Below are 12,362 nucleotides of genomic sequence, written 5' to 3' on the forward strand. Positions count from 1 at the left end.
ATTACCTACTATTGATTTCTATTATTCAGGTTTGTCGTTAAGAATTGGCGCATCGGCTTTATCTTCTGCTTTGCCGTCTGCTGAAATCGCTTCATCATCCTCTTCAACCAAGGTTGGTACAGGTTTTGGATGCGCGCCTAAAATCGCTGGGGCATCTGGAGAATGGTCGATTTGTACTTGAGGATGCCAAGCCGGTGAAGCATCGGCATCAATACCTAGGCTACTAATCGCATCTTTGACCAAACGCGCATCAACTTCACCTTCATCTGCCAATAGTTTAAGTGTTGCCACCACAATGTGGGCGGCATCTACTTTAAAGTAACTACGTAATTGGCGGCGACTATCCGAACGACCAAAACCATCGGTACCTAAGGTGGCATACGGACGACTGTCTGGTAGATAGGCGCGGATTTGTTCAGAGAAAATGCGCATGTAGTCGGTGGCGGCGACTACGATACCTTCATGCTGTGCAAGTTGTTCAGTAACCCAAGGTGTACGCTGTTCATCTAATGGGTGCAGACGATTGTACTCATCACATGCCATGCCTTCACGAGTGAGTTCATTAAAGCTTGTGACACTCCACACGTTGGCGTTGATGTTAAATTCTTCAGCGAGAATTTGTGCGGCTTTTTCAACCTCACGTAAGATCACGCCTGAACCCAGCAATTGCACTTGTTTTGAACCATTATCTTTAAGCAAGTACATGCCTTTTTTGATACCTTCTTCCACCCCTGTTGGCATAGCTGGTTGCTCGTAGTTTTCATTCATTAAGGTGATATAATAGAAAACCCGTTCGCCTTCACCATACATACGGCGCAGACCATCTTGTACAACCACCGCTAGCTCATAACCATAACATGGGTCATAAGTGACACAGTTTGGCACCGTGTTAAATAAAATCAACTGATGACCATCTTGGTGCTGTAAGCCTTCGCCATTGAGTGTGGTACGACCTGCGGTACCGCCAAGCAAGAACCCTTGCGCCTGCATATCGCCTGCTGCCCAAACTAAATCACCGACGCGTTGGAAACCAAACATCGAATAATAGATATAAAAAGGAATCATCGGTAACGCATTGGTTGAATAACTGGTCGCTAACGCAATCCAAGCACTCATCGCACCCGCTTCATTAATACCTTCTTCAAGCATGTGACCGTCTTTGGCTTCTTTATAACCCATCAAGGCTTCATGGTCTTCAGGGGTATAATTTTGACCCGATGCCGAGTAGATACCCAATTGGCGGAACATACCTTCAAGACCAAAAGTACGGGCTTCATCAGGCACAATCGGCACCACACGCTCTTGCAGCGCTTTATTTTTTAGCAGTGCCGCTAGCAAGCGTACAAATACCATGGTAGTAGACTGTTCTTTGCCTGCACTACCTTGTAGTAATTTATCAAAAATCTCTAACCCTGGGACATCGAGTGGAATATGACCACTACGGCGATTGGGCAAATGTCCGCCCAGTGCTTGACGGCGACCTTTCAGATATTGGATTTCAGCAGAATTTTCATCAGGACGATAAAACGGCAATTCTTCAAGCTGAGTATCGGTAAATGGCAAATCAAAACGATCACGGAAGTATTTTAATGAGTCAATTTCGAGTTTTTTGATTTGGTGGGTTTTGTTGACCGCTTGGCTTTGGTTAGATAAGCCATAACCTTTGACGGTTTTAACCAAAATCACTGTCGGCTGACCTTTGGCTTTCATGGCTTCACTAAATGCGGCATACACCTTCATCGGGTCGTGACCACCACGGTCTAAATTTTGGATTTCTTCGTCGGTCCAATCTTTGACCATCTCGGCAAGTTCTGGGTATTTACCAAAGAAATAATCACGGACAAATTTACCATCACGCGCTTTATAGACTTGGTATTCACCATCGAGGGTCTCAAGCATACGGTGTTTGAGCGCGCCCGTATGGTCTTTGTCTAGAAGCGTATCCCATTTACCGCCCCAAATAACTTTAATTACTCGCCAACCTGCACCGCGAAACACAGATTCAAGTTCTTGGATGATTTTACCGTTACCACGTACCGGACCATCTAGGCGCTGTAAGTTACAGTTAATTACCCAAATCAGATTTTCTAGATTCTCGCGACCGGCTAGTGAGATAGCACCTAAGCTCTCTGGCTCATCGGTTTCCCCATCGCCCAAGAATGCCCAAATTTTGCGACCTTCTTTTGGAATCAAGCCACGATTTTCAAGATATTGATGCACATGCGCGTGATAAATCGACATGATTGGGCCTAAACCCATTGACACGGTTGGGAACTGCCAATAGTCAGGCATCAAATAAGGGTGTGGGTAGCTAGATAACCCTTTGCCGCCTACTTCACGGCGAAAATTCGTTAGCTGCTCTTCAGTCAATCGACCTTCTAAAAATGAGCGAGCATACATCCCTGGCGAACCGTGACCTTGGTAATAAATCATATCACCGCCAAAGCTTTCACTCGCTGCGCGCCAAAAATGGTTAAAACCTGTTTCGTATAACGTCGCGCTAGAGGCAAACGTCGCTAAGTGACCGCCTAAGTCGTCGTCATTTTTGTTGGCACGCATCACCATCGCCACCGCATTGTAACGAATGATAGCGCGAATTTTACGCTCGAGAGTTAAATCACCGGGATACGAGGGTTGATCTTCTACAGGAATAGTGTTGATGTAAGCGGTGTCAAGACGGTTAACGCGTAACCCTTCTTGTACCGCCTTATCATAGATGGCTTTTAGTAAAAAAGTGGCACGTTTTTTTCCCACTGACTTGATCACCGAATCAAAGGCGTCAAGCCATTCTTGGGTTTCTTGACTATCAGGGTCATTAAAATACTGATATTGCATTTTTCGTTCCTTCTGGCAATGGCATCCATCCATGGAAATAACCTAGAATGGAGCTAGGTTGTAAACGACTCAAAGTATTCAACTATTAGACACAAAACATTGTTATAAATAGCGATAGCAATATTTTACATGAAAAAAATATTTATGTATTTTCGCTAATTTTTAATAGGTATTTAGCTATGAAATAAAGGTGAAAAAGACAACTGTTTTTTCTGACCGCATAGTAAATTTATCGACAAAATAAAGTAATGGAAGCGTTAAATCGCTTGACATTGAACCATCAACACTTCTCAATCGCTTTTTGGTAAGCTGGGCGAGCTTGGCATTTTTTTAACCAATTGTGAATGTTGGCGTATTTTGCCTCTAAACTATGGGTTTCTTGCATGGCGTTTATGCCAAATTCAAGCTGTATATCAGCGCCGCTAAATTGGTTGCCAGCAAGCCATTCATTACTCCCCAAATGCTTATCTAACATTTTGAGCTGTTCGGTTAATGAATGATTCAGATAAGATTTGTCTATCCCTGATTTGAGTAATTTTGCCACTTGTTTGATACCTATCGGTGATTTTTTTATCATGGTAGCAAATATTAGTCGGATAATAAGCAATGGCATCAACGAGCTTTCGGTGAAATGCAGCCAATATCGATACTGCTCATACGCCTCACTGCCATAATCTGGGCGAAATTTTTTATTTAGCACCAGTTGTGAGATTGGCTGTGCATCTTGCTGTTCGCTTGGCTGGTCATAGTTATCAATCAAATACTCAATGATATTGGCCGATTCAATCAGCGTTTTTTCATTATCTTGCAGGATAGGTGCCTTACCCATCGGGTGAATTTTTTGCAAAGACTTGGGCGCCAAACCATGATGGCGTTCGTACTTGGTCAACTGATAAGGCAGTTCTAATTCCTCTAATAGCCAAAGAATTCGAAACGAACGTGATTTTTCAAGGTGGTGTAGATGCAGTTTTGACATGGGTATACTCGTCTTTTAATGTAATAAGATTGTTTGAACAAGATAATTTTAAATTTTATAAGGCTTTAAACTTGCTGGCTGTTGCGAAATTGTAGAATTGAGCGAAAAAAACCAGCTTATTGATTGATAAGCTGGTTTGATAAAACGACGTTATAAATAGCAAGGCTACAAATTAGTCATCTAGCTGTTGTGCATCGGCTTCCAGTAAACCATCTTGTTGCAGGGCTTCAGACAATTTGATGTCTTGTAAATCCGCACTGTCTTGCGCGATATTATCAGTTAATTCTGACGCTACAATATCTTCGTCCAACTCGTCTTCACTACCGCCTTCAACCAAAGCGATGGAAACCAATGATTCATCTTGTGAAATACGAATCAGGGTGACCCCTTGCGCATTACGACCTGTTTGCGCGATTTGTCCGACAGGTGTACGCACCAGCGTGCCTGCATCAGAAATCAGCACAATATCATCGGCATCGGTTACCGCTAACGCCTGCACCAGCTCGCCATTACGCGCCGTGGTTTTGATGGCAATAATGCCTTTACCACCCCGACCTTTGACAGGGAAATCAGAGACAGGTGTACGTTTGCCAAAGCCACGCTCACAAGCACATAAAATCTCACCTTGCTGTGGGGCAACGACCAATGACACCACACGGCTAACCGCAACGACACTGTCATTGTCTTGGTCATCTTGGCTATCGTCTTCAAGCTCGACGTCCTCGTCTTCGATACCTTGATTGGCCAGTAGCGTCACCCGCATACCGCGTACCCCTTTTGCGGTACGACCCATCGCACGGATTTTACTTTCATTAAAGCGAATGGCTTTACCTTCGTTGGAGAATAACATGATGTCTTGCTCGCCATCGGTAATGGCAACGCCAATCAAGTTATCGCCGTCATTGAGTTCAACAGCGCGAAGTCCGTTGGCACGAAGATTTTTAAATTGTGACAATTGGACGCGTTTTACCATACCCGATGCGGTTGCAAAGAACACATAGCTATTGTCATTTTGCTTGTCGTCTTCGGTCACAGGCAAGATGGCGGTGACTTTTTCATCGGCATCCAGCGCAATCAAATTGACCATCGGACGGCCACGCGAACCACGGCTGGCAATAGGCACTTCAAACACTTGTAACCCAAACACACGGCCACGATCGGTAAAAATCATGACGTTGTTGTGCGTGGATGTGACCACCATATGGTCAATAACGTCGTCTGCCTTCATGGCAGTGGCTGACTTGCCTTTACCACCGCGTTTTTGGGCGATATAGTCGCTAATAGGCTGGGTTTTGGCATAGCCCGTGCGTGAAACAGTCAACACAACGGTTTGTTCAGGAATCAAATCTGCACGGCTAAAGTCACTGCGACTATCGACGATTTGGGTTTTGCGTGCATCGCCAAAATCATCACGGATTTGGATTAATTCGTCTTTGATTACTTGCATTAATTGGTCAAAGTTATCCAAAATGCTTTGTAATTGCGCAATGAGTGCCAAGATTTCTTTGAATTCTTGCTGTAGCTTGTCTTGCTCTAGCCCTGTTAAACGGTGCAGCTGCATATCCAGAATAGCATTGACTTGGTCAGGCGATAGACGATAATGTTGGTTGTCATCAATCAGTCCATATGGGGCATTTAGGTCTTCGCCTTCAATCACATCGGGGCGAATCGAATGACTGCCTGCTGCCTCTAACATGGCAATCACGCCACCTGACTGCCAAGTATTGGTCAGTAAGTTATCGCGGGCTTCTTGGCGGTTTGCCGATGCCTTGATAGTGTCAATGATACGATCAATGTTGGCAAGAGCAATCGTTAGTCCTTCGAGCAAATGACCACGCGCCTGCGCTTTTTTGAGTTCAAAAATAGTACGGCGAGTGACAACTTCTTGGCGGTGACGCACAAAGGCGGCAATCAAATCACGCAACGTCATGATTTTAGGTTGACCTTCATCTAAGGCAACCATGTTAATGCTAAAACTCGATTCTAAAGGCGTTTGGATAAATAGATTGTTAACGATGACTTCCGCGTTTTCACCACGTCTTAAATCAATGGCGATACGCATGCCATCTTTATCCGACTCATCGCGAATCTCACTAATGCCTTCAAGTTTTTTATCGCGTACCAATTCTGCGATTTTTTCAATCAGTTTTGCTTTATTGGTTTGGTATGGAATCTCGGTAAATACAATACGCTCACGTTCTTTATTGGCGCCCGTTTCACTCATCGGTTCGATGTGATATTTGCCGCGCAAATGCAGGCGACCTTTACCGGTGCGATAAGCATCGACAATCCCTGAGCGACCATAAATGATACCGCCTGTTGGGAAATCAGGACCGGTGATATGCTGCATGAGCATTTCACCAGAGATGTGCGGATCATCGGCATAGGCCAAACACGCATTAATCACTTCCGTCAGATTATGTGGCGCCATATTGGTCGCCATACCCACTGCAATCCCTGTGGCACCATTAACGAGTAAATTTGGAATACGGGCTGGCATGACGCTTGGCATTTGCTCCGAGCCATCATAGTTTGCCTCCCAATCCACAGTGTCTTTATCCAAATCACCCAGCATTTGGTGAGTAAGTTTTTGCATGCGCACTTCGGTATAACGCATCGCTGCGGCAGGGTCATCATCCACTGAACCAAAATTACCTTGACCATCGATGAGCATATAGCGCATTGAGAACGGCTGCGCCAAGCGCACAATTGCGTCATAAACTGCGGTATCGCCATGCGGGTGGTATTTACCGATAACATCACCGACCACACGCGCCGATTTTTTGTAAGGTTTGTTAAAGTCGTTTGATAATTCATGCATCGCGTATAACACACGGCGATGAACAGGTTTAAGCCCATCACGCACATCAGGTAAAGCACGGGAGACAATTACGCTCATGGCATAGTCGAGATAAGATTGTTTTAATTCATCGACGATGCCAATGGGGCTAACGGAATCGGTGGACATGCACGCTCCTTTTATCAAGCTACTTAAATATGTGAGTCATCTTATTTATTTTACTTTTCAAGGCGATAGCTAAGTTAACAACAATGCGTTTAAAAGCAATGCGCAATTTTGACCAAAAGCTGCAAAAAAACCCAATCAAAACTTTTAGAAAAGTAACACAGATGACTTAATATTTTTAGGATAGTAAAAAGGAACAATTATAGCATAAAACGCATGATTTAGCAGTTAACCCACCGCCAAATGTCGACGGTAACATCAAAATATCATGCTTTGACGGGTGTTATTTTACCCCCATGGCAAACTGCCCAAACTTTACCAGTTATTTTTACAAGCTATAAAATAATCGGATTAAATCTGAGGCTCGATATCAAACTGTCTAATGACAAAGCCTGTTGATAAACAGGCTTTGTTAAATTGGAGTCAGTTATATACGTATATGTTTAGTAGATATGACAAATTTAGAACTGGCTAAACAATGTCTGTGCCACACCCATACAATACGGCGTGACTAAACCATGATATTGCATAGCAACGGCTTGTGATGGATTGCCCCCGTTGGCGGCCGCATTTGCCGCAATATTTTGCACTTTGCTAGCAAATCCTGCCTGCATTTTTTCTGACTGAGACTGGATGCTATTATTGTTGACGGTATCAAAACCTAACGTTTGATAAACCGGTTTTTGACGCGTTGCACGATTGGTGACATCGATATCAATAATTCCCAACTTGGTCGCGCTAGTTTTATTAGTATCTGTGTCCCATAGTTTTTTCATTAAACTACTATTGACGTCAAAGAACACCATCGGATCTTGGTTACCACCACACATAATGACAGGCATTGTTGGTAAATAGCCGCGCAAGTCATTGGCTTTTAACGCTTTACGTAGGGGATGTTCAGGCAGTGTAGCAGGCACTGGGCTATAGTTGGTATAGCCTTGTAAATAAGGCACTGCCCAATCGACATTTTTTTGGGCATCCGCCAAGTACCCTAAACGGTAGTCATTTTTGATTAAATAATGCGTGGTATCAAAGCCAAAGCTAAATGCTGGGTCAGACGGTGCTATCGCATCGAGCGTTGAATTGCCCGTTGGCGCTTTTTGAAACATTGCTGAGGCAGGCAATTTACCACTTAAAATGAGCTGCATATCAGTCATGCTGGCGCTAGGCAGTAGCGAGGGGATTTCATCGGCATTGGCTGGCGCAAACATGTCACTGGGTTTGGCATAAATATTGCCATACTGCTCTTGATAGTTGCGAGCCATCAGCGGAGCAAAAAACGTCGCACCGAGCATGACTTTGCCACCAAATACCACATCACCAAAGGCTTCCATAGCATAGGGTCCAGAAATTGGCAGCGCCGCTGTCACTGGTTCTTTAAGCGTTTCAAGATAGCGCGTGGTTGCCATGGTGACATAGCCACCTTGAGAATAACCTGTAACAAACAATTTGCCATTGTCAGCGACATTGGTTGCACTGCCGGTGCGGCGTACCACTTCCCTGCCTGCTTTTAACGCATCTGCCATCTCGTGTGACTGCTGCTGTGCATTGAGGTACGGATGATAAGCTAGGCTTGATTTGTCATAACCTGCATAATTGGGTGAGATAACCACATAGCCTTGCCCTGCAAACAAAGCCGCTAACAATGTCGCCGCCGGTCCTGCTTCATTGTTGGCATTACCGACTTCTGCAAAATTATAGGCTTTGGTCGTTGCCGTACCGTGGGCATTGAGTACAATGGGTCGATTGCCGCTACAGCTTGCATCCGTGCCTGTCGGAATAAACACAGCACCCGTCGCATCGGTCTTATTACCTTTGACATCGACGGTATCATATTGCATGTATTCTACACGCACACCGCACTTGGGCGTGGCTGCAACTTTGCTAAAATCGGGGTCTGTGGTATTAAATAACTGGGTTAAGGCGCTGGCGGTGAGATTTTTGGTCGTTAATGGATCTTTGATTAAATTACCTGTGGGCAGTGAAGCAACGCCTGTTTTGGCAGGTGGCGTTGTAGTGGAATCATTATCGCTACCACAAGCGGCTAAGGTTGATGCCAAACACACGGAGATAAAAATTTTGGTTAGGTTAAAAGCAGGGTGGATTAAATCAGACTGACGGTGCATCTCATACTCCTTATGAGGAAATTAATGGTTCATATCCTTGAACAACGCATCATGTTACCCAAAAAAAACGGGCATGAAAGCGATACACTCATCATGCCAGTTTTTATACTATTTGAACATCCGTTTCTAAAAAAAATTGCTACTGAAACAAAAAAACTAGAGTAGCGCTAAACAGGTTTGCGTTTAAACTTGCTCCAAACCGCAGTTACTGGGCCCGATAAGGCGTAAATCACGCTAATCGCCAGCAATCCTGCAGGAATATTATACAGCACGATACCGAGCGCAAACACAATCAAAATCAATACCACAAACGGGACACGCTTTTTATCAAACTCTTTAAAGCTATAGTATTTTAAATTACTCACCATCAAGAAGCCGGCAATCACCACCCAAACGGCTGCCAAGATTTGAAAAGCGGGACTGGTCGCCGGCAATTCAACTTGCCAATCCATATGCACCATCACAAACGTCGTGACTAAAATAGCGGCTAACGGACTTGCTACCCCGACAAAGTATTTTTTATCAACGACACCAATTTGTACATTAAAACGCGCCAGTCTCAGCGCCGCACAGGCAGCATACACAAAGGCGCAAGCGATACCAATACGCCCCAACGGCTCTAACGCATAATGATAAATCAATAACGCAGGCGCAAGCCCAAACGCGATGCAGTCGGCTAGCGAGTCTAGCTGCTCGCCAAAGGGACTTTGTGCATTGAACAACCTTGCCGCCCGGCCATCTAACCCATCTAGCAATGCCGAGATAAAAATCGCCACACAGGCACGCATATAATGCCCTTCCCCCAATGCGCTTTGGGTAATGGAATAAAATGCCGCAAGCAGCGACAAGAGCGTAAATGAATTGGGAATTAAATAAACGCCTTTTTGCGCAATCGTTTTGTCAGCGACACGCGCATTTTCAATGACTTCAAAGGTCAGCCCATCATAGTCATCAGTTTCTGCCAATTCACGGTTACGCTGATGCTCAAGCTGAATCGGATTAATATCCTTAGTGTGCTGTTGCGGCTGTTGTAATGCGTCGATGGGCGTCTTGATAAGGGTTGGTTGGTTATTATCGTTATTCATTGATTATCCTTGCAGGTTGTCTCTCGCAGGTCGTCTGTAATAAATCGTCTGTTGCTAGGTGCATCGAGCATGGTAACAAATTGCGAAATTTGGCGGGTTTTGTGACCAGTTAACCCGCCAAGTGTGACATTATTCGCCAACCAACCATTGTACTTTGGTGCGCTGCTCCACACTCATTTGTGGGCTTTCAGGATGCTGCAAAATTGGCTGTAGATATTGCAAAATTTCTTCGGCTTTAGCATCAAATTGCCAAGGTGGGTTAATCACCAACATACCCGTCCCATTTAAACCCATCGGCAAATCGGGTGGGAAAATATTCAGCTCAAGTACCAACTGACGGCGGATTTCGGTGCGTTTCATTTTTTTATAAAACAGCTCAACCGCATCGTTGTTTTTGATGGGATACCAAAGTGCCAATACCCCGGTTGACCATTTTTTATGCGCTTTGACCAATAAATCTACCAATGCGCTAAAATCACGGTGTTCCTGTTCAAAGGGGGGGTCGATTAAAATTAACCCGCGTTTTTCTTGCGGTGGTAGCACCGCCAAAATCCCTTCATAGGCATTGCGATGTTGCACGCCAATGGGCAATTGGTGCAGTTGGTAGTTGAGCGCATCAAACTCGCTTGCTTTCCATTCAAACGCTTCGGCGCGATTGTTAATCTCTGGGTGAGCGTCTTGTTGTTTTTCGATGTGATGGGCAATAAACCAAGGTGAACCTGGATACACATGCTTATCGTAGAATTTTTTGGCATAGCCAATATCTTGTAGATAGGTTTGCACCGCCTGTGGCGCTTGACTATTATCTTGCGCCAGTAGTTTGGTAATGCCATGGATGGCTTCACCCGTTTTTTTGGCTTCATCACTGGCAAGTGAATACAAACCGCGACCACCATACGCATCCAAAATATAGTAAGGTTTTGGCTTGGCGCTCATCATCTCAAGTAATTGGAGTAATAAAACGTGTTTTACCACATCAGCGAAGTTGCCCGCGTGGTAGCTGTGTTGATAATTCATAATAAATTTTTCGTAAACAAATTAGCAGGTATGGTAGCATAGCTATCAAAAATTGGCGAAGTTTTTGCTAGAAGTTTTTGCTAAAAATTGCCCAGTTAAATGTTAAACAATGCTGGAGGAAACACAGCGCACATGCCAGAGTTGAATTTTATCCTGCCCAACTGGTTTGAAAAAATAAATGACGCACAGCTTGACGGTCTGGTTAATGACGGTTTTATCGTGCTAGATGACTGTTTTGACGTCAAATTTTTTCAGGCGTTACAAAAAGAGAGTGGCTTGATTGATTACCATGCCGCCAATTTGACGCAGGGTGAGCGAATCACTAGCATTCGCGGGGATAGCACCCGCTGGATTGATGAGCACTGCCCGATTGGTATGCAGTATCTACAAGCGATTAATGAGCTGGCGCAATTTTTTAATCAAACCTTATATACCGGCATTCGCCGTAGTGAGGCTCATTATGCCCGCTACCCTGCAGGGTTTGGTTATCAGTGGCATTCAGACAACCCGCAAGGGCGTGATGAACGTGTGTTATCGGCGGTTTTTTATCTCAATGACGGTTGGGGGGCGCCCGATGGCGGTGAAATTGTCGTCATCGATCACCATGACACACAGCAACAATTACAGCCCCAAGGTAACAGATTGGTGGTTTTTAACAGTAACTTAGTCCATCAAGTCGCAATCACCCATCGTGAACGCTTCTCTATTGCCACTTGGATGAGAAAAGATGGGCTAATTAGCCAGTAATAAACTTGCCGCAATCCCCCACATCACAACGCCGATGAGGATATCAAGAATTTTCCAAGACAGTGGTTTGGCAAATAGCGGCTGCAGCATACGCGCACCATAACCCAAACTAAAAAAGAAAATAAACGAAGATAAAATTGCACCCAACGCAAACGCCAGTTTATCGGTAACCTGTGATGCAATCGTCCCAAGCAAAATCACCGTATCTAAATACACATGGGGATTGAGCCAAGTAAATGCCAAGCACATGGCAATCACTTGTTTTAAATTACCAACGTCTTCACCCTGCGCCACGAGCGATTGGTTTGATTGATAAGCCGCAATAAAACTTCGGGTACCATACACAATTAAAAACAACGCCCCTGCGTATTTTGCGATGGTGATAATCAGCGGAAATTGCGAAATCAGCTTGCCAAAACCAAACACGCCACCCGTAATCAACACCGCATCGGATAACGCGCAAATCAGACACACGATAAACACAAATTGTTGTTTTAGCCCTTGTTTAAGCACAAACGCATTCTGTGCCCCAATCGCCAAAATTAACGAAAAGCACACGCTCATGCCCATTAAAAAAGTAGAGATATTCATCGATACCACAAGTCCCCAGT

At 44.6% G+C, this 12,362-nt stretch carries 8 protein-coding genes; 1 reads left to right on the forward strand and 7 read right to left on the reverse strand.

Annotated elements, in window-relative coordinates; all coding sequences use genetic code 11:
• Positions 1-21: 21 nt before the first annotated feature.
• The 6 genes from aceE to RTL34_RS02695 form a co-directional block, all read right to left on the reverse strand.
• Positions 22-2,835 (reverse strand): pyruvate dehydrogenase (acetyl-transferring), homodimeric type, encoded by a 2,814-nt coding sequence (gene aceE, locus RTL34_RS02670; RefSeq protein ID WP_312114398.1) that lies wholly within the window; start codon positions 2,833-2,835, stop codon positions 22-24.
• Between the two features lie 280 nt (positions 2,836-3,115).
• Positions 3,116-3,811 (reverse strand): glutathione S-transferase, encoded by a 696-nt coding sequence (locus RTL34_RS02675; RefSeq protein ID WP_312114399.1) that lies wholly within the window; start codon positions 3,809-3,811, stop codon positions 3,116-3,118.
• Positions 3,812-3,983: 172 nt separating this feature from the next.
• Positions 3,984-6,779 carry a DNA gyrase subunit A gene (gyrA, locus tag RTL34_RS02680; RefSeq protein WP_312114401.1) on the reverse strand — a complete coding sequence of 932 codons (2,796 nt, stop codon included), beginning with the start codon at positions 6,777-6,779 and terminating at the stop codon, positions 3,984-3,986.
• Positions 6,780-7,237: 458 nt separating this feature from the next.
• On the reverse strand, positions 7,238-8,902 hold the full coding sequence (locus tag RTL34_RS02685) for an alpha/beta hydrolase family protein (RefSeq protein ID WP_312114403.1): 1,665 nt from the start codon (positions 8,900-8,902) through the stop codon (positions 7,238-7,240).
• Positions 8,903-9,069: 167 nt separating this feature from the next.
• A complete protein-coding gene (gene pssA, locus RTL34_RS02690; protein WP_409455435.1) occupies positions 9,070-9,945 on the reverse strand; it encodes a CDP-diacylglycerol--serine O-phosphatidyltransferase in 876 nt (291 codons plus the stop codon).
• A 171-nt stretch (positions 9,946-10,116) separates the two neighbouring features.
• Positions 10,117-11,004 carry a 23S rRNA (adenine(2030)-N(6))-methyltransferase RlmJ gene (locus tag RTL34_RS02695; RefSeq protein ID WP_007116651.1) on the reverse strand — a complete coding sequence of 296 codons (888 nt, stop codon included), beginning with the start codon at positions 11,002-11,004 and terminating at the stop codon, positions 10,117-10,119.
• Between the two features lie 132 nt (positions 11,005-11,136).
• Here RTL34_RS02695 and RTL34_RS02700 point away from each other — a divergent pair, with 132 nt between their 5' ends.
• Positions 11,137-11,751 carry a 2OG-Fe(II) oxygenase gene (locus tag RTL34_RS02700; protein ID WP_312114407.1) on the forward strand — a complete coding sequence of 205 codons (615 nt, stop codon included), beginning with the start codon at positions 11,137-11,139 and terminating at the stop codon, positions 11,749-11,751.
• Here the strand turns inward: RTL34_RS02700 and RTL34_RS02705 are convergent.
• Positions 11,737-12,351 (reverse strand): LysE/ArgO family amino acid transporter, encoded by a 615-nt coding sequence (locus RTL34_RS02705; RefSeq protein ID WP_312114409.1) that lies wholly within the window; start codon positions 12,349-12,351, stop codon positions 11,737-11,739. The genes RTL34_RS02700 and RTL34_RS02705 overlap by 15 nt on opposite strands.
• Positions 12,352-12,362: the final 11 nt, after the last annotated feature.

The sequence above is a fragment of the Moraxella sp. CTOTU47915 genome (assembly GCF_031986685.1).
GTDB classification, from domain to species: Bacteria; Pseudomonadota; Gammaproteobacteria; order Pseudomonadales; family Moraxellaceae; genus Faucicola; species Faucicola tetraodonis.